The organism is Serratia symbiotica, from assembly GCF_000821185.2.
Lineage (GTDB): Bacteria > Pseudomonadota > Gammaproteobacteria > Enterobacterales > Enterobacteriaceae > Serratia > Serratia symbiotica.
This window is the reverse complement of sequence record NZ_CP050855.1, coordinates 3,210,974-3,230,232: the sequence shown is the minus strand read 5'-3', so window position 1 is coordinate 3,230,232 and position 19,259 is coordinate 3,210,974. Positions and strand designations below refer to the sequence as shown.

Here is a 19,259-nt window from a genome sequence, read left to right as displayed (position 1 = left end):
GAAGATATTGCCTCAAACGGTGCTGTCAGCGGCCTCTGCTCGCGCAGGGGGTGCAAGCCAGTGGGTCAGTGTTTTCCAGTTAGTATTCCTCATGGCGCTTTATCCTTCTTTGGCTTACGCAATACTTCGTTGATTTTCGGCTGTTCCAGATCGCCGCTAATGTGGTAACGAATCAAGGAAATCTTGCTCCATAATGGCCCCAACACCTGCGAAGCAGCAAACACCGCTGCACCGACGATGGGGTTGACGACAAACGCCGTTGCTACGCCAACGGTGGCTGAAATCGCCGGTGCCACCACCGCTTCCATATCGATCCGGTTGCGCGACAGGTCAATCTGACCGCTCATGGCGATATCCGCCGCCAATCCGTCAACCAATAAGTCATCGGTATGCATTATGCCATCTTTCAGCGATGCGGTACTGCGGATGGAATCAAAGTAAAAACCTTTGCCGAAGGTGTCGCTGAAATCGAACTGCAACTTGCGCAACAACGCGTCAAAACTCACCAGGCGCAGCAGTTGCCCAGCGCGACCACCGCCGATGCTGTCAATCTCGCCCTTGCCTATCTTGACCTGCAATGTACCGCTGAGGGTATCCACCTGTGGCTGCCAGGGCTGCCCATGCCAGTACAGATCAAAATCCACATTATATGGCCCGCATTTCAGCGGCGTGGTAATGCCAAGGAAGGCGGTGGTTTCGTCGAACTTGCTGCCCAGTAGCTTGCCTTTCAGTGAGCTGCGCGCTCCCTGTATACCTTGCTTCCACTGGCCGCTGGCGGTCATACGCCCCTTGCCAGTGTCGATCAGCCCGTGCTCCAGCATCAGGCTATCTCCCTGATGAGTCAGATCGGCCTCAACCTTGCCGAGGTTTTGCCCCAGCAACCAGCATGACTTGCAGCGCAGCATCAGCGCAGGCCAGTTGCGCAAGGAGATCCTCTCAGCCTTAGGGTCAACCGCCGCCAGCGGGCTTTTGCCGTTCGCAAACTGTGGGTTGTAATAGAGATAGGTGATATTGGCACGCCACGGCCCGCGATCCACCATCTGTAGGCTGCCGTCCACTTCGTTGCCCTTGGCGCTCACCTGCACTCTACCGTGCTGCTGCTCGGCCGATAGTGTTAGCTTGTGCCAAACCTGGCCGCCCAGCAGCAACTGTGGCGTTTTAAGCACCACAGTGTTTGGGAAACTGAAGCCGCCCAAGCCGCCACCCTGTTTCAGCACTGGCGCTAATAACGCCAGCCATTGCCCGCCGTCTAGTGGCGGTAGGCTGAGGGTCAGCGACTTGCTGGTCGGTAGCGGCGGTGCGCCGCTACCGGCGTTTTGCCATGCGGCGCGTGCCAGCGTCACCTGCTTTTTGGCAAAAAGCCATTCACTATTGAAATGACTCTGTTTACCCGTGCTGCCAGTCAGCGTAAAGCCGTTCAACCCACCGCTGACCTTCACCCTCAATGGCAGTGCTTCACCCGCTGGTTTGCCTAACGGAGAAGGTAAGTGACTGCTTACTTTTGTGAGATCCGCATCTACGCCGATGTCATAACTGACCCTACCCTGATGCGGTAGCACAATAGCAATCCGACTCTGCCAAGACGCGCTGCCGCCAAGCTTGTCGGCCAGGTCCTGCGGCAGGCCGAGAAACTTGGCTGGCTGCCAGTCGGCCTTCAAACTAACGTCAACTTTGTAATCGCGTTCGCCTTCTTGAGTATTGAAGTCCACGACCATCGGCTGCCCAAACCAGTTGGCCGACAGGGTGTCGCTTTGTAGGTTGCCATTGTCAAAGCGAAATTTGCCGCTCAGTTGATGCAGTTCGCTTCCCAGCGGCTTCACCCGCAGCGAGTTGTTGTGTAAAGCCACTTCCCCCGTGGCTCTCACCTGTTCGCCATCCAGCGGGATATCAAGATGTAAACGCCCGCTGACATTGCCGCCAAGTTGCAATTCATCTAGCGCTGCGCCAAGCGAATCTTGCAGCGGGGTCTGTTTGAAATAGTCGTGAACGTCAGTACCAGCTCCCACCAGCTCGGCGTCAATCAGCAACCGTTCCTTAAGGTAGTCTGGGATCACCGCACTGACATTTTTGCCGTCAACCTTACCCAGCTTGGTGTGCGCCGCTTGCATCCACAGCCCGTCGTTGATGAAATCGAGGTCGATCGCCAGATCGGTCAGCACCGGCCAGCCCGGCTGGAACTGGAAGGTCGAATGACGCAAAGGAACCAACACCTCAAACAGGCCTTCGTTTTTGTGATACGGGAAGTGCTGTGGATCGCCTGCGTAGATCAGTGTGGCGTTATCTACTTGCCCGCCCTGAATGGCTCTACTGAGGTAATCCACCAGTGGTTTGCCCATCAGCGGTTCCGGGAAGTAACGCCAAGCGTCCGCGCCGTTATACAGGCGGATGCCCGCTAGGATACTTAGCCAAGGGGTGCCCTTGGCTGGCTGCTGGTAGCGAAAATCGCCGTTGACCCACAGTGATTTGGCTTTGACCTCTAGCCCCTCGCTCGCCAATTCCCAGCCTTGATCGTGGTAACGCCAGGTCAGCGCACCATGTGCGCTGCTAATTTCCAACGGGGCGCGGAACATGTCGCCGTAGGGCAACGTGCTGTCGTTAAGACTTAGCGTCAGGTGCCCCTCTGCCACCCCGCCGCTCAACACACCGGAGAAGTGATCGATGCCGGGCAATAGTTTCCAAGGCTGCCAACTGACATCCTGCCAAAGAGCCTGAAAGCGGGTCTGTTCCGGCTGTTTCACTGGGATGTCCAGCGCCAGCGCCGTAAGCTTGCCCTGCGGCTGTACATCATTCCAGCGCTCCAGCAACTCCGGGCTAAGGAACGAGAAGGTCGGCAACAATGCCGACAGGCGCTCTAGCTGAATGTCCGTCGCACGTATACGCAATTCTGCGTTCTGGCTCGACGCGGTGCTTTCCGGTAGCCACAGTGCGTAAAGCGCACCCTGCGGCCAAGCCTGCCCATCGGTGCTCAGCCGCCACTGAGGCACATCGATCTGCCACCCCGTACTCTGACGGCGCATCGACAGCACCAAATTATCCACGTCCAACTGGTGTTGTTTGGTGCCTGTACCCCAGTTAGCCGTTCCTTGCTTCAGTAGCGCATTGCCGCCAGCGATTTCGCCATTCTGGATCTGCAACCAAGCCGCCAGGCTAAAATCTGCATTTTCCAGTCCGGTGTTGGCATGCAGCCAGCGGGTAAACCAGGGCTTGATGTCGATATTGTCGGCTTGAAGATAAATTGTACCGGTATTCAATAATCCTTGGTTATCACGTAGATCCATGCGCAATTGTACCACGCCATGCTGACCGTTCAGCGTCGATAGGCTAATCTGCCCTTCAGCGCGATGGCGGTTGCGGCTGTTGAGCCAGGTGAGCTGCGGAATGTCTAATTCGGCGCGTGCGCCAGCGGGCGTTAGGAAAGAGATGCGGCTGTCGCGCAGGTCAAAATGATCGAGCTGGCGCAGCACCAGATCGCTGATTTCCCCCGGTTCAATAGGGTTAGCTTGATGGTCGTCACCGCCCAGTGTGACGTTCAGATCAAGCTGGAATTGGTGGAATGTGAGGTCGCGAAACTGCCAACGCCAGTGCAACAGCGATTGCCACACGTCCAGCGCTAGTGTAAGGCGTTCAATACGCAGGTTGCCTTTGGGCAGAGTGGCACCTATGTTGCGCATTTCCAGCCGTGGGCCGTAGGCTTGCCAACTACCTTGCATAAAATCAACCTGCACGGGTACGCCGGAGAGACTGGCTACTTTCGCCAGCAACTGCGGGCGATAGTGGTTCAGTTCGGGCAGCACCAAGCGCAGCCCGCTGATCAGCAACGCCACAATAACAATCACCGTGGTGCCTGTTGCTAACAAAATCCCAGGCAGTCGCCTCACGCAGTTCTCCTTGCTTCCGTTGCCTGGCAACGGAAATATCTATGTATTAACAGGCTCAGCGCCTGGCCGGACGGGTTACATCATGACAACGTCGAACTGCTCTTGGCTGTAAAGCGGTTCGATCTGCACCTTCACCTGCTTACCGACAAAAATCTCCACTTCGGCCATCGCGTGAGACTCTTCACTCTTCAGCGCTTCGCCGACCGCCGCCGAGGCATATACCAGGAAACGATCAGAATCGTAAGCGTGATGTACACGTACAATCTCACGCAGGATCTCGTAACATACGGTTTCCACCGTTTTCACTGTGCCGCGCCCGTTACAGGCAGAGCAACTGTGGCATAACACATGTTCAATGCTTTCACGCGTCCGTTTGCGCGTCATTTCAACTAAGCCTAGCTGAGAGAAACCGTTGACCGTGGTTTTTACCCGATCTTTATTCAACGCCTGCTCCAGCGAATGCAGCACCCGGCGGCGATGTTCTTCATTATGCATATCGATAAAATCAATGATGATAATGCCGCCTAAATTGCGCAAGCGTAGTTGACGGGCGATGGCTTGAGTGGCCTCGATATTGGTGTTGAATATGGTCTCGTCGAGATTGCGGTGACCGACGAAAGCGCCAGTGTTGATGTCGACGGTGGTCATCGCTTCGGTTTGATCGATGATTAGGTAGCCACCCGATTTTAGCGCTACCTTGCGCTCAAGCGCCCGCTGGATCTCGTTTTCCACGTCGTACAGGTCAAAGATCGGCGGGTTGCCAGTGTACAGCTCCAGCTTACTGGTGATATCCGGGATGTATTCATCGGTAAATTCCACTAGCAGATCGTACGTCAGCCGTGAATCAACGCGGATACGTTCTAGCGCTGCGCCAGCAAAATCGCGCAAAATACGCTGCGCCAGCGCCAGCTCGCCATACAACTTGTACTTGGTTCGGTGGCGTTTTTTACGCTCCAGCACTTTGGCCCACAGGCGCTTAAGGAAGTCGGCATCCTGCGCTAGCTCTTCTTCGCCGATACCCTCTGCTGCGGTACGAATAATAAACCCACCCAGTTCGTCGCAGTAAGCAGCAACGGCGTTCTTCAAGCGTTCACGCTCGGCTTCGCTGTCAATGCGCTGCGATACCCCAACGTGTGCTGCCCCCGGCATAAACACCAGGTAACGCGAAGGCAGAGTGATGTCGGTGGTCAGGCGCGCGCCCTTAGTGCCGAGCGGATCTTTCACCACCTGCACCACCAGATCCTGCCCCTGGCGCACCAGTTCAGCAATATCGCGCACATGGAAATTCTTTTGCTCATCGCCGGCGACGCATTCAGTATGCGGCATGATATCGGAAGCGTGCAGGAAGGCAGCCTTATCCAGACCGATATCGACGAACGCCGCTTGCATCCCCGGTAAGACACGGCTAACGCGACCTTTGTAAATATTGCCGACGATGCCGCGTTTGGATCCGCGCTCAATATGGATCTCTTGCAGAATGCCGTCATCGATATAGGCAACCCGTGTTTCAGACGGTGTGATATTAACCAGTAGCTCAGTTGTCATGCCTTTTCCTCAGAGCCGATTGATAGTCGCGTCCATCAATTGGCTCTCACATCACCTAATGCGACAAAATTACTGAGTAGCTCATGGGTTTCAACCAGCGGCAGACCCATCACAGCGTGATAACTCCCGGTTATCGTTCTGACGAAACAACCGCCTTTTCCTTGAATTCCGTAGGCTCCCGCTTTATCCATAGGCTCACCTGTTGCAATATAGTCGCGTATGTCTCGCGGCGACAGATTGCGGAATGTTACGTCGGTCACCACCCGTTGGCACAGCACTTTATGGCGATCGGCGATAGCCACCGCCGTCATTACCTGATGCTGTTTACCCGACAGCGCCGCCAGCATTTTCGCGGCATGCGTTTCATCCTGCGGTTTCTCTAGTACCCACCCGTTGAGCACCACTAGGGTATCCGCCCCCAGCACCGGAAGATCCTGCGGTGCCAGCATCACGCCCGCTTTGGCCTTATCCTGCGCCAGGCGACACACGTAGGCGGCGGCGGCTTCACCTTCCTGACGCTGCTCTGTAGTATGCGTCAGCAAAATGTCAAACGGCACACCCAGCAGCGTCAGTAATTCGTGTCGGCGTGGAGAGCCGGAAGCCAAATAAAGCGCAATCATTGATATACCCTTACTGTACCGCGAACTGACGGCGAATTTTGCGCATCAGTAGGAATAACCATGGCCACAGAATGCCGTTTACCACACTGTTCCAGAACACCTCTGGGCGGAAAGAGAGGTTGATCACTAAAAATTCTGCCCATAACACCACTACATCCATCACCAGTGACAGCAACACCACGATCAATGCTTGTTGCCACAGCGCTATGTTGCGGAAAAGCTGACATTTGAATGCCACCAGATAGGCGATGATACCCAGCGCCAACGCACGTACGCCAAGCGTGGAGCCGAGGATCAGATCGATAATCAGTCCGAGCAGAAAGCCGGTGCCGACATTGACCCGGTGCGGCAACGCCATCACCCAGTAAATCAGCACCAACTCCAGCCAGGACGGGCGAAACATATAGATTTGTTCCGGCCACGGCATGACTTGCAACACTAACGCCACCAAGAATGACAACCAGATGATCCAACGCCCGTGGATGCAGTAGCTATTCATTAGTGGGTTCCTGCGGCCAGCAGCGGTGATGGTGGCCCAACAGCTTCAACTGGCGGCAGCACCTGCGGCATCATCTGCATTAAGCGCTCATTAGCCACCCGGTGTACTTCGCCCGGCGGCAGCGGCATATCGCCGTTGCGATCTGTACCCCACAGCAGCAGCAGGTAACGCAGGCGTTGTAGCCCAGCGGTGGGCCGAGCCTGAATCACAGTATAGGCGCGCTGGTTATCCACCTTGACGGACGAAACCACCGCCACCGGATAACCTTCCGGGAAGCGGCCACCCAGACCAGAGGTGACCAGAACATCACCCACCCGGACATCGGCACTGCTCGGCAAATGTTCCAATTGTAAATCGTCGGCGCAGCCGCTACCTGCGGCTATCACCCGTATATCGTTGCGCAGCACTTGGATTGGCAGCGCGTGTGCAACGTCGCAAATCAGCAGCACGCGGCTGGTAACCTTGGCCACCGCCACCACTTGACCAACCACCCCCTTGTCGCTGATCACCGGCTGGCCTTCATATACGCCGTTGTCCGATCCCTTGTCGATCACCACCTGATCGCTGTACGGATCAGCACTGGTGGAGATCACCTGGGTGACCATCATGTGCTCGTCCTGGCGCAACGGCGACCCCAACAGCTCGCGCAATCGGGTATTCTCCTGCTTAAATTGGTCAAGAAGAAGAAGGTCGCTGTTTTTCAGCAGCAGTTCCTGGCGCAGAGCGCGGTTTTCCAGTTTTAATTGTTGGCGGGTGGCCAGCGTTTCTGACAGGCTGTCTAAAGCTTTGCGCGGCCCATTGGCGAGAAAATAGAAAGGACTGACGGCGGTGTCCATGTAGTTGCGTATCTGCACGAATGCATCGAGCCGTCTGTCAGCAACGATCAGGCTAATGGCTACAATCACCGCCAAAAAGAGCCGTAATTGTAGGGAAGTCCCTCTGCTGAAAATTGGCTTCATAAATTATGCGAGTTCCTCGACAACAGAAAGAGAAATCGTACCCAATTCTCGCGGTGCACAATCATCCGATACGATCCCTCCTCACAGGGCAGGCTAATCTTCGCTGAACAAATCACCGCCATGCATGTCGATCATTTCCAACGCCTTGCCTCCGCCGCGAGCCACGCAGGTTAGCGGATCTTCTGCTACAACGACCGGAATGCCGGTTTCTTCCATCAGTAGGCGATCGAGGTTGCGCAGCAACGCACCGCCACCGGTCAATACCATGCCGCGCTCGGAAATATCGGAAGCCAGCTCCGGTGGGCACTGTTCCAACGCCACCATCACCGCGCTGACAATGCCGGTCAACGGTTCCTGCAAGGCTTCAAGGATTTCATTGGAGTTCAGGGTAAAGCCGCGCGGCACGCCTTCGGCCAGGTTACGACCGCGAACTTCGATTTCTCGCACTTCGTCGCCAGGGTAAGCCGAACCGATTTCATGCTTAATGCGCTCGGCGGTGGCTTCACCGATCAGTGAACCGTAGTTACGGCGCACATAATTAATGATGGCCTCATCAAAGCGATCACCGCCGATGCGTACCGAAGAGGAGTAGACCACGCCGTTCAACGAAATCACCGCCACTTCAGTAGTACCGCCACCGATGTCCACCACCATGGAACCAGTGGCTTCTGATACCGGCAAACCTGCGCCGATCGCCGCAGCCATCGGTTCTTCAATCAAAAACACTTCACGCGCGCCAGCTCCCTGGGCAGATTCGCGGATAGCGCGGCGTTCAACCTGGGTTGCACCGACAGGCACACAGACCAACACGCGCGGGCTTGGGCGCATAAAGTTGTTGCTATGAACCTGTTTTATAAAGTGTTGCAGCATTTTTTCGGTCACGAAGAAGTCAGCGATAACGCCATCTTTCATCGGGCGAATTGCCGCGATATTACCAGGGGTGCGCCCCAACATCTGTTTGGCGTCATGGCCTACAGCCGCAACGCTCTTCGGAGAACCGGCACGATCTTGGCGGATGGCAACCACCGACGGTTCATTCAATACAATACCTTGTCCCTTAACATAAATCAGGGTATTAGCAGTACCCAAGTCGATGGACAAGTCATTGGAAAACATGCCACGGAATTTCTTAAACATAACTAAAGGATAATCCTGCAAGCTAGGGGCAGAAAATAAAATCCGCCTACTTTACCAACCACACGAAGTAGCGACAAGGCGCAAAAACGTTCTACTTCGGTGAAAAATAGTCTGTATTGTTGCTGTTCGAATGCAGGAAAATGGGATGAGCACTGAATTCCCTAAACAAAGGTTCAGCTTGCCCCCTTTTCCGCGCCCAAAACGGCGTTACACAGCGCATATACCCGTCATACTTCAAGTTGCCTGTGCGTTAGCTTCCCTCGCTCACCCCAGTCACTGACTGGGGATCAATGAACCTCATCCCCGAAGTTCAGCCCGCAGCCCAGAGCAAGCGCTGTTCAAATCAGTTCCCGACCGATTTGTCGCTACATTGCCACCTTCCAGCAACTCGAATTATTTAGGGTATAAAATCTAACATACTTCCTAATTGTCGCCAGTGGTAAGCGCCGACCTACGTTCGGCCAGAAAAAGGCTGATAAATAGCCTATCTCAATTAGACATCATTGTCGCAGGCCGTTGACGATTAAAATAGCTCAGATGAATTGGCGCTCATTCTACGTCAATTTTTGCCCGGCATTCAGGTTAAACACGATAATCGTGAATATTTTTTACACCCAACATCTATCGGCTGTGGTGGTGTGAAAAAGTTTCCCTGCCCGCCGCAGAACCCACGATCTTTCAGCGTTTGCCATTCGTTGCACGTGCGCACGCTGATGGCGAAAACTTGGGTGCAGATCAGGCTTTGTACAAACAACTGATCCTCATCCCGCTTGGGAAACGGCAAAACGACAGCCCAGCGCTGACAGCAATCTCAGCACTGGGCGCAAACGGTCAATATGTTGACAGACATCTGCTTCTTCAAGTTCAATCATAATCCGCCACCGATGACTTTTTGCACGCTGTAACAGGGTATCGCGCAGGCGCACCTTCATTACGATGCCGTGCGAACCCTTTTCTTCCAACTGGGTGATCCGTTGGTTATCGAAGAACAACCGGTTATTCAAGCCAGTTTTGACATCCTGCGTGCGAAGGCGCGGATCACCAGCGAATCAAAGCGACGTTCTAACCCGATCTTGGGTGACGTAAAAGAAACGGTAGCAGCACGCCAGTAGCATCAAAAACATCGCCAACCCGAGCAACAAAGTGATCAATACTGAGAGTTTGGTGGTAAATCGCATCCCTGTGCCTCATCCGCTATGATTAAATGAGTATTCGCCCGTTGATAAATAAAGGTGCCAATCCTGCTCAATAAATGTAACTTAATGCCTTGATATTTAATTTAAACTGACTTTTATCTCAGGTTAGGTAAAGGCCCCGATAAAGAAGACCTGAAAGCATCATTTTTCCCCAATCAGGCTCCAGGTTGCTTATGCTCAGAGCCTATCCCAGTAGGCGTTCATGAAGTACGTGAGGATTATAAACACTGTCCAGGGCCAAAATGGCAAATAAAATAGCCTAATGGGATAGGTTCTTATTATGCAAATAGTCAAATAAATCTAATTCAACCACTTTATAGTTTTAGAAAAATGTAAAGAGATGAAAAGTGACATGCGAGCACTGTTGCCGCCTGCGGGCTGGCCGGCGGCTACCAACTGCTCACCCCCGTGATGCCGTTTATCCTGCGCAACGTGCGCCTACAGGGGATAAATTCAGCATATACGCCGCAGCGCTGCCGTCAAACCACTTGGGAGCGACTAGCTATCACCCTGCCAGACAGCTTCTATCAGCAGGCCACCGACGAAATATCCCTGGAAGAAGTGCCGGCTACCACTGCGGCACAGCTGGGCAATGACTATAAGGCCACCGATCGCACGCTGGTGAAGATCCGCTGACGTGCATGAGATGCTAGCAACGGTTCTAAGCGATTTATCGGTTCCCGTGATGTCACCCTGTGGCCGATGAAAACCTGCTCAGCTCGGCGCGCGTTATTGACGCGTGCCGTAGGCGAGAACTTTTCTCTGTGTTCCCCTTCACATTCCCACAATGATTATCTGGACTGACTAATTAGGTTTTAAATATCTTCGCTGCTAAGATCAGTATTCAGCTGCTAATTGCTACGATATCGTTATAATACCCTACCTTGATCCTGTTCTAAGGGAAAATTCCCCCCTTAACAGGTGACAAATCGGTGACATCGGGTTATTTTCTACGATGTTGGTTTTATTGCCGGAGATACCAGCACAATGTCGGATAAATTTCACATTTTGCTTCTAAACGGCCCCAATCTGAATCTGTTGGGGACGCGTGAGCCAGAGAAGTACGGCAGCACAACACTAGCAGAGATTGTTAATGAATTAGAAAACCAGGCGTCCGCACTGGATATAACACTGAGTCATCTGCAATCCAACGCCGAGTCTCTGCTGATCGATCGCGTTCATCAGGCACGCGGCAACACGGATTTCATTTTGATCAACCCGGCTGCGTTCACGCACACCAGTGTGGCGCTACGCGATGCATTGCTGGCGGTGCAGATCCCCTTTATCGAGATCCATCTGTCCAACGTGCACGCTCGTGAGCCTTTCCGCCATCACTCTTACCTCTCTGACGTAGCGGTAGGCGTGATCTGCGGGCTGGGTGCAAATGGCTACACTTTTGCTTTACAGGCAGCGGTTAACCGTCTGTCAAATACCTACTAATTGCTACACAAAAAGAGTACGGAATCACACTCATGGATATTCGTAAAATCAAGAAACTGATCGAACTGGTTGAAGAATCAGGTATTTCTGAACTGGAAATCTCTGAAGGCGAAGAATCAGTTCGCATCAGCCGTGCCGCACCGGCGCAGGCTTACCCAATGATGCAGCAGGCATACGCACTACCGGCACAGCAACAGCCAGCCCTGGCTGCAACAATAGGCAGCGTGTCAGGTGCAGAACCCCCTGCAGCGATGAGTGGCCATGTCGTTCGCTCCCCAATGGTCGGTACCTTCTACCGCACGCCAAGCCCCGACGCGAAAGCCTTTGTGGAAGTTGGCCAGAGCGTGAATGTCGGCGACACGCTGTGCATCGTTGAAGCAATGAAAATGATGAACCAGATCGAGGCAGATAAATCCGGTGTTGTTAAAGCTATTCTGGTGGAAAGCGGCCAGCCGGTTGAATATGACGAGCCACTGGTCGTCATCGAATAACGAGGCGTCTCATGCTTGATAAAATTGTTATCGCCAACCGTGGCGAGATAGCGCTACGTATTTTGCGTGCCTGCAAAGAGCTGGGCATCAAGACCGTGGCGGTTCACTCCATAGCCGACCGTGATCTGAAACACGTACTGCTGGCTGATGAGACCGTGTGTATCGGCCCGGCACCATCGGTAAGAAGTTACTTAAACATCCCGGCTATCATCTCTGCGGCGGAAATCACCGGTGCAGTGGCGATCCACCCTGGCTATGGCTTCCTGTCCGAGAATGCCGACTTTGCCGAGCAGGTTGAACGCTCAGGCTTTATCTTTATTGGCCCAAAAGCGGAAACTATCCGCCTGATGGGCGATAAGGTTTCTGCGATCAATGCCATGAAGAAAGCCGGGGTACCTTGTGTGCCTGGCTCCGATGGCCCGCTGACCGACGATATGGATAAAAACCACGCCTTTGCCAAACGTATTGGTTACCCGGTGATCATCAAGGCATCCGGCGGTGGTGGCGGCCGTGGCATGCGCGTTGTGCACAGCGATAAAGATCTTGAGCAGTCCATTAACATGACGAAAGCGGAAGCCAAAGCGGCTTTCAACAACGACATGGTTTATATGGAAAAATACCTGGAGAACCCACGCCATATTGAAATTCAGGTATTGGCTGACGGCCAGGGCAACGCCATCTATCTGGCTGAGCGTGATTGTTCCATGCAGCGCCGCCACCAGAAAGTGGTAGAAGAGGCACCAGCACCAGGTATCACCAGCGACATGCGCCGCTATATCGGCGAACGCTGCTCGAAAGCCTGCGTGGAAATCGGCTACCGGGGTGCAGGTACTTTTGAGTTTCTGTATGAAAACGGCGAGTTCTATTTCATCGAAATGAACACCCGTATTCAGGTTGAACATCCGGTTACTGAGATGATCACCGGTGTGGATCTGATCAAAGAGCAGTTACGCATTGCTGCCGGTCTGCCGCTATCGATCAAACAACACGAGGTGAAGATCCACGGCCACGCGGTGGAATGCCGTATCAACGCCGAAGATCCAAACACTTTCCTGCCAAGCCCAGGTAAGATCTCTCGTTTCCATGCGCCAGGTGGTTTCGGCGTGCGTTGGGAGTCTCATATCTACGCTGGCTATACGGTACCGCCGTACTATGACTCCATGATCGGTAAGCTGATCACTTACGGTGAAAACCGAGATGTGGCAATTGCCCGCATGAAGAATGCGCTGGCTGAGTTGATCATTGATGGCATCAAAACCAACATTAAGTTGCAGCAAAAGATCATGAACGACGAAAACTTCCAGCATGGTGGCACCAACATCCACTATTTGGAGAAAAAGTTAAACCTATAGGAAACTGAAGACAGAAGGTCGGTTGATTGTATCCCCCAAAGTTAGATGGGGGAACGTTAAACGGTGGGAGTGTTAGAAATTCTGTGTCATTCAAGTCAATATATAATCAAAAAGGAATGACACATATCCCAACCCTTCGATTTCGATAAAGCCCTGAAAGCATGTCAGGATGACCAGGCCTTGACGGGCAAAGCTGGTATTTTAACTCCGTTAATCAAGCCTTTGACGGAAGCTGCTTTGGCCGCTGAACTTGACTCCCATCTGGCTCAAGACCTTGAAGCCAACCGTAAAAACGGCTCGACCCCAAAAACAGTCAAAACACCCACAGGCGCTTTTGAACTGGCCACGCCTCGGGAGCGCAACGGCTCTTTTGAACCTCAACGGGTGAAAAAGCATCAGACCACGCTGTCCGATGAGATCGAACGCAAGATCATACGGATGTTTGCCCTCGGCATGAGTGACAAAGCTATCAGTCAGGAAATCGCGCTTTTAGCGTGTCCAGTGCCACGATCAGCGCCGTCATCGATAAGGTGATACCTGAGTTAAAACAGTGGCAATAGCGCCCACTGGAGGCGGTATATCCCTTTGTCTGGTATGCACTAGGTTCAATGATTTCGGGCCTGACGTTTGGCGCATTAAGGGTTTCCTTACCCATTGAAAAGCAGTTCTTCGTTGGGGTACTGGTAACTTCAGTCACAGCTGTATTGCCTATGTTCTCACCGGACGTCTATATCCTTTCCGTGATGCTCTTTGTGGCAGGTATGTCATTTGCACCAACGATGGTCATTGTTATGAATCTTGGTACGATCATTGTTCCGCCATCCAGACTCACCGAAGGTCTCATCTGGATGACGACTGGCATCAACATCGGTGTAGCGCTCGGTAGTGTACTCGCAGGCATGGTCATCGACGTCTTTGGCGCACGGGCAGGGTTCAGCGTAGCCATCATAGCGGGGTTGGTCATGGTGGTTATCGTGCTCTTGGGGCTGCGAACACTTCGTGCCACATCAGCGGTTTGAACCGCCCTGATTTTCTTGGAGAGAGATAAGTCAGGAAGCTCTGAACCGCACCGGTAATCCTGGAGACTAAACTTTCTGAGAGAGAGGTAAACAGGATGACTAAAAATACCCGCTTTTCCCCCGAAGTCCGTCAGCGGGCCGTTCGTTTGGTTCTGGAAAGCCAGGACGAATATGGTTCGCAATGGGCCGCTCTCAGCTCCATCGCCCCCAAGATAGGCTGCACGCCGGAGATTCTCCGTACCTGGCTTTCGCCAGCATGAACGGGATACCGGTGGCGGTGATGGCGGACTGAGTACCACTGAACGCCAGCGTCTGAAGGAGCTGGAGCGCGAAGTCCGCGAACTGCGTCGCAGTAATGATATCCTGCGCCAGGCTTCCGCGTATTTTGTGAAGGCGGAGTTCGACCGCCTCTGGAAAAAATTACGCCCCTGGTGGATACCTTGCGCAGCAAACACGGGGTCGGATCGGTATGCCACGAGCTGGATATCGCCCCGTCGACGTATTACCGGCATCAGCAACATAAACGCTATCCGGAGCGCGGCATGATGACCTGCTGAAGGTGGAGGTACAGCGCGTGTATGATGAAAACCACTGTGTGTATGGTGTGCGCAAGGTTTGATGCCAGTTGCAAGCGAGAGTGGCCAGATGCACGGTGGCACGTCTGATGAAAGCGGCGGGGCTTACGGGCGTACTGCGGGGTAAAAAAGTGCGAACCACCGTCAGCCGGAAAGAGGCCGCTGCGGGCGATCGGATGAACCGTCAGTTCGTGGCAGAGCAGCCAGACCCGTTGTGGGTGTCAGACTTCACGTATGTGAGCACCTGGCGGGGGTTCGCGTACGTGGCGTTCGTCATTGATGTATTCGCCGGTTGTATCGTGGGCGGGCGGGTATCGTCCATGATGGAAACGGCGTTCGTGCTGGATGCGTTGGAGCAGGCGTTGTGGGCCAGACGCCCCAGCGGCACAATCCATCACAGCGATAAAGGCTCGCAATATGTGTCGCTGGCGTACACACAGCGGCTAAAGGATGCAAAACTGCTGCCCTCGACTGGCAGCACGGGCGACTCATACGACAGATTTACACTACCCTAGACCTCTCAGCCAACGAGTAATGGCAGCATGACTACCATTGGGAACGTCCTCATAGCGCTCACAACGGTAAAACGTCGATGAAGCGCTACTTCGAACTTGCGGAACAAACGCCATACTCTGATATCGTTCAAGCGAACTATCAGCCCAGTGAAGATCATATACCAGAGCAGAATTATAAGCTTAAACTTGAGCTGAGAAAATTGAAACGATGTCTATGAATTACACACATCATGAATTTCTTTCATTAATCCTATGTAAATAAATTTCACGTTTAACTTCGATGGAATTTGAATATATCAAACCATCTCTCAACTGATAATTCCCTACAATCCTTTGCTGTAAGGTTTCTCCTTTTTTATTAATTTTTTTATCTTTAGCGTTAGTTAGCATAATTCCTGATTTGGATGTGGCATGTTTAAGAAATAATGGATGTAAATCAATACATTGCTTCACACTTTTGGGGTCGATAATGGTATTTTTTGCAGATGAATTATAAAATAGAGTGAACTTTTCCCCTCGATTATTCAATTTAGAGAACATCAACTCTGAAGTTTCAGTATTTTTATACAAATTTTTTGCTGTAGAAACAGAGAAAATAGCACAGTCACTAGGGCTATTTTGAATCCCCATTTCAATTACACCAACTCGTATGTTTTCAGGTTTTATCTTTCCTTTGGTAAATTGATCTTTTAATACGTTTCTGAGGTACTTAACCCCATAATCGGGGCCTGCAGATGCAATACCTTGTAAACAGGCTGACTCATAAACAACTAAATCTATTTTACTGCCTTTTTTAAATACGTCTATGCATGTATAATGCATTCTATTAATGCTATCATTTTTTGCCATTTTTGTAATAGCTTTGAAATTTCCATCACGACTTTTATTTACATATGTAAAAAGAGAATTCAAGCAACTAAAATTAACAATTCTATTACCAATGTTATTGCTTTCTGATTTGCAAATAACAGGCAAGGTTAGAGTATCAAAAATGTTAGAAACTATGTTAGATTGAGTGTTTTCCTTTAATAGCTTTGTGGTATGTAAGAGGGCATATTCCACAGAATGCTCTCCGAGTACCTTACTAATTTTTTCATAGACAGTATGATTTTTTATTTTTTGTAGAGCTGTGCATACCTCATTCATGCCAAAAGCATAATCATATGGCGTAATAGTATTTTTTCCTAATCTTTTTTCCATCGGTTCTACTGAGTTTTTTATACAGGTTATTTTTTTCCTATTTTATCAAGTGTTTTATCAGATATATTTTTATTATTTGCTTTTAGCAAGATAGCTTGGCTTAATGTATGAGAATTACTAATCCGTCTGAACATTATATTACCTCAAAAAATTTATTTTATAACAGTCATTATCCTATTTCTTATAAAAAACGATACGGTGTTCTATTTTAGAATGTAGCACGCCTGCATCGTTAGATTGTTCAAGGATTCATGCGGACGTTCACAGTTATATTCGCTCAGCCATTTCTCTGCAATTTCTCGCACCTCATGCAGCGTTCTGAACAGGTAAAATCCAGTATCTCTGTCCGGTCTGTCCGGTCTGTCCGGTTGAAGCGTTCAATAAACACATTCTGCGTTGGCTTTCCGGGCTTGACCCAGCGTATAGGAATAAAGGCTGCGGGAATAGCCACGGTAGCGTCATCGTGATGATGGTTAAGCCAGTAATAAAAGGCGGCCGGGTACAAATCATGCTGCCGACAATAGTGCTGTTTAGTTAATCCGCTGTGTTGCCAGGCGTCGAGAGGCTGTTGCCGTTCATTGTAAGAATACCGTTTCACCATGCTTCAACTCAGGGTCATTGTATTGAATGAAGGCAGCATGTGGCAGCAGAATTTTGTTAACAATGTGCGTTCGCCGGACGCTTACAGTGATTGCTTTGACTTAGCCATAAAAAATCCGGTATGCTTTTTTAAACAACATAACCGGACTTTTCTAGTTAACGACTATTTTGTCCACCCACAATTATCGCTAATCTGCCTGCTTCAGTTATTCAACCGTCACTGACTTCGCCAAATTACGCGGCTGATCAACATCGGTGCCTTTAATCAGTGCTACATGATAAGACAACAATTGCAACGGCACGGTATAGAAGATTGGTGCTACGATTTCTTCAACGTGCGGCAATGGAATGATGGTCATTCCTTCACTGCTGACAAAGCCAGCATCCTGATCAGCGAATACATACAACCGCCCACCGCGCGTGCGCACTTCTTCAATATTGGATTTCAACTTTTCCAATAGCTCGTTATTCGGTGCCACCACGATCACCGGCATATCAGCATCAATCAAGGCCAACGGCCCATGCTTTAATTCACCTGCTGCATAGGCTTCGGCATGGATATAGGAGATCTCTTTCAGCTTCAATGCCCCCTCCATAGCGATCGGGTACTGATCGCCACGTCCGAGGAATAACGCGTGATGCTTGTCGGAGAAATCTTCCGCCAGCGCTTCGATAATGTTGTCCATCGACAACATTTTCTCGATACGTGCCGGCAGCGCCTGCAAAGCGTGCACGATGTCATGTTCCACGCTTTCCTCCATGCCCTTCAGGCGACCCAAACGCACCACCAGCATCAACAACACCGCAAGCTGAGTGGTGAAAGCCTTGGTGGAGGCTACGCCGATTTCAGTGCCAGCCTTGGTCATCAACGCCAGATCGGATTCACGCACCAAAGAAGAACCAGCCACGTTGCACACCGCCAACGAACCGAGGTAGCCCAGCTCTTTGGACAGGCGCAACGCCGCCAGAGTATCGGCGGTTTCGCCAGACTGTGACAGCGTGATAATCAAGCTACCTGGTCGCACTGCCGATTTGCGGTAGCGGAATTCGGAGGCGATCTCGACATCGCAAGGTACAGTTGCCAGCGCTTCAAACCAGTAACGCGCCACCATGCCAGAGTGATAGGAGGTGCCGCAAGCGATAATCTGCACATGCTGTACCTTTGCCAACAGTTCATCAGCGCGTGAGCCAAGCTCGCTCAGGTTAATTTGGCCTTGGCTGAAACGCCCTTCCAGGGTGTTTTTCAACGCCAGCGGCTGTTCGTAGATCTCTTTCTGCATGTAGTGGCGGTGCGCACCCTTGTCACCGGCGTCATACTGCACCTGGGATTCTATTTCAGGACGTTCAACCGGGTTGCCTTGCTTGTCGAAAATGTTGACGGTGCGGCGAGTCATCTCAACCAGATCGCCTTCTTCCAGAAAGATAAAGCGGCGGGTTACCGGTAATAGCGCCAGTTGATCGGAAGCGATAAAGTTTTCACCGACACCAAGCCCAATCACCAACGGGCTGCCGGAGCGTGCACCCACCAGTACGTTTGGATCGCGGTTATCCATCACGACGGTGCCATAGGCACCGCACAGTTGAGGGATCACTCGCTGAACCACTTCCAGCAGTGTGCCGCCCTGCTTGTGCTCCCAATGCACCAGATGAGCAATCACTTCAGTATCAGTTTCTGAACTGAAGCAGTAGCCACGTTCGATCAGCAACTCACGCAGCGGTTCGTGGTTTTCGATGATACCGTTATGCACCACAGTAATGTAATCAGAAACATGTGGGTGCGCATTCGCTTCAGTCGGTTCACCGTGCGTCGCCCAACGGGTGTGGGCAATACCGGTGCCGCCGTGCAGTTCATGTTGTTCTGCGACTTCAGCCAGTTTTTGCACTTTGCCTACGCGGCGCAGGCGGCTGATGTTGCCTTCAGTATCTACCACCACCAAACCAGCGGAGTCATAACCACGGTACTCAAGACGGCGTAAACCTTCCAACAGGATTTCTGCAATATCTCGTTGCGCTACTGCACCTACAATTCCACACATCAGCTATATTCCTAATTTAAACGCCCTCAGGGACGTACTTTCATGATATCAAACTGATTTCACCATGCATCCCCGCTGCCTTAGACATTGGGGATTTAGTATGTTTTTTATTGGGTTCATTACCGGAACCCAACGCAAAACATGCTACTTATACCCGTCATACTTCAAGTTGCCTGTGCGTGAGCTTTTCTCGCTCA

12 protein-coding genes, 7 pseudogenes and 1 other annotated feature are annotated in these 19,259 nt (G+C 51.7%); of the genes and pseudogenes, 8 read left to right on the top strand and 11 right to left on the bottom strand.

Features of this window, described 5'->3' with window-relative positions; translation table 11 throughout:
* Positions 1-89: 89 nt before the first annotated feature.
* From yhdP to SYMBAF_RS15940, 7 genes and pseudogenes are all read right to left on the bottom strand, one after another.
* Complete coding sequence (gene yhdP / locus SYMBAF_RS15970; protein ID WP_040264012.1) at positions 90-3,878, bottom strand: AsmA2 domain-containing protein YhdP; 3,789 nt, start codon at positions 3,876-3,878, stop codon at positions 90-92.
* A 75-nt stretch (positions 3,879-3,953) separates the two neighbouring features.
* The gene (rng, locus tag SYMBAF_RS15965) at positions 3,954-5,423 is read right to left on the bottom strand and encodes a ribonuclease G (protein ID WP_040264014.1); all 1,470 of its coding nucleotides are present in this window, start codon (positions 5,421-5,423) and stop codon (positions 3,954-3,956) included.
* 35 nt (positions 5,424-5,458) lie between these two features.
* The gene (locus SYMBAF_RS15960; RefSeq protein ID WP_040264016.1) at positions 5,459-6,043 is read right to left on the bottom strand and encodes a Maf family protein; all 585 of its coding nucleotides are present in this window, start codon (positions 6,041-6,043) and stop codon (positions 5,459-5,461) included.
* 10 nt (positions 6,044-6,053) lie between these two features.
* A complete protein-coding gene (mreD, locus tag SYMBAF_RS15955; protein WP_040264018.1) occupies positions 6,054-6,542 on the bottom strand; it encodes a rod shape-determining protein MreD in 489 nt (162 codons plus the stop codon).
* Positions 6,542-7,501, bottom strand: a complete 960-nt coding sequence (gene mreC / locus SYMBAF_RS15950) for a rod shape-determining protein MreC (protein WP_040264019.1) — start codon at positions 7,499-7,501, stop codon at positions 6,542-6,544. Before mreC ends, mreD begins: the two co-directional genes overlap by 1 nt.
* Positions 7,502-7,594: 93 nt before the next feature.
* Positions 7,595-8,638, bottom strand: a complete 1,044-nt coding sequence (mreB, locus tag SYMBAF_RS15945; protein WP_040264021.1) for a rod shape-determining protein MreB — start codon at positions 8,636-8,638, stop codon at positions 7,595-7,597.
* A 577-nt stretch (positions 8,639-9,215) separates the two neighbouring features.
* Positions 9,216-9,558: pseudogene (locus tag SYMBAF_RS15940) on the bottom strand (RNase E specificity factor CsrD); the annotation flags it as partial.
* A gap of 636 nt (positions 9,559-10,194) precedes the next feature.
* On the opposite strand from SYMBAF_RS15940, the pseudogene SYMBAF_RS15935 reads away from it, so the two are divergent.
* The 8 genes and pseudogenes from SYMBAF_RS15935 to SYMBAF_RS15900 all read left to right on the top strand — a co-directional run.
* A pseudogene (locus tag SYMBAF_RS15935) lies at positions 10,195-10,470 on the top strand (oxidoreductase); the annotation flags it as partial.
* A gap of 351 nt (positions 10,471-10,821) precedes the next feature.
* On the top strand, positions 10,822-11,274 hold the full coding sequence (aroQ, locus tag SYMBAF_RS15930) for a type II 3-dehydroquinate dehydratase (RefSeq protein WP_040264024.1): 453 nt from the start codon (positions 10,822-10,824) through the stop codon (positions 11,272-11,274).
* Positions 11,275-11,306: 32 nt separating this feature from the next.
* Entirely contained in the window at positions 11,307-11,765 is a 459-nt protein-coding gene (gene accB / locus SYMBAF_RS15925; protein WP_040264026.1) for an acetyl-CoA carboxylase biotin carboxyl carrier protein, read from the top strand.
* A gap of 11 nt (positions 11,766-11,776) precedes the next feature.
* The gene (gene accC / locus SYMBAF_RS15920; protein ID WP_040264028.1) at positions 11,777-13,117 is read left to right on the top strand and encodes an acetyl-CoA carboxylase biotin carboxylase subunit; all 1,341 of its coding nucleotides are present in this window, start codon (positions 11,777-11,779) and stop codon (positions 13,115-13,117) included.
* A gap of 123 nt (positions 13,118-13,240) precedes the next feature.
* Positions 13,241-13,674, top strand: a pseudogene (locus SYMBAF_RS15915) (transposase); the annotation flags it as partial.
* Positions 13,675-13,683: 9 nt separating this feature from the next.
* Positions 13,684-14,136, top strand: a complete 453-nt coding sequence (locus SYMBAF_RS15910; protein WP_226020452.1) for an MFS transporter — start codon at positions 13,684-13,686, stop codon at positions 14,134-14,136.
* Positions 14,137-14,231: 95 nt separating this feature from the next.
* Positions 14,232-15,208, top strand: a pseudogene (locus SYMBAF_RS15905) (IS3 family transposase); the annotation flags it as partial.
* Positions 14,514-14,630: a sequence feature (AL1L pseudoknot), on the top strand. Its footprint overlaps the pseudogene before it by 117 nt.
* A gap of 38 nt (positions 15,209-15,246) precedes the next feature.
* Positions 15,247-15,444: pseudogene (locus tag SYMBAF_RS15900) on the top strand (IS481 family transposase); the annotation flags it as partial.
* Positions 15,445-15,454: 10 nt separating this feature from the next.
* Here SYMBAF_RS15900 and SYMBAF_RS15895 read toward each other — a convergent pair.
* The 4 genes and pseudogenes from SYMBAF_RS15895 to glmS form a co-directional block, all read right to left on the bottom strand.
* Complete coding sequence (locus tag SYMBAF_RS15895) at positions 15,455-16,426, bottom strand: YopJ family acetyltransferase (RefSeq protein WP_040264030.1); 972 nt, start codon at positions 16,424-16,426, stop codon at positions 15,455-15,457.
* 203 nt (positions 16,427-16,629) lie between these two features.
* A pseudogene (locus tag SYMBAF_RS15890) lies at positions 16,630-16,838 on the bottom strand (integrase core domain-containing protein); the annotation flags it as partial.
* A 51-nt stretch (positions 16,839-16,889) separates the two neighbouring features.
* A pseudogene (tnpA, locus tag SYMBAF_RS18565) lies at positions 16,890-17,027 on the bottom strand (IS66 family insertion sequence element accessory protein TnpA); the annotation flags it as partial.
* 205 nt (positions 17,028-17,232) lie between these two features.
* Positions 17,233-19,062 carry a glutamine--fructose-6-phosphate transaminase (isomerizing) gene (gene glmS, locus SYMBAF_RS15885; protein ID WP_040264032.1) on the bottom strand — a complete coding sequence of 610 codons (1,830 nt, stop codon included), beginning with the start codon at positions 19,060-19,062 and terminating at the stop codon, positions 17,233-17,235.
* Positions 19,063-19,259 lie beyond the last annotated feature (197 nt).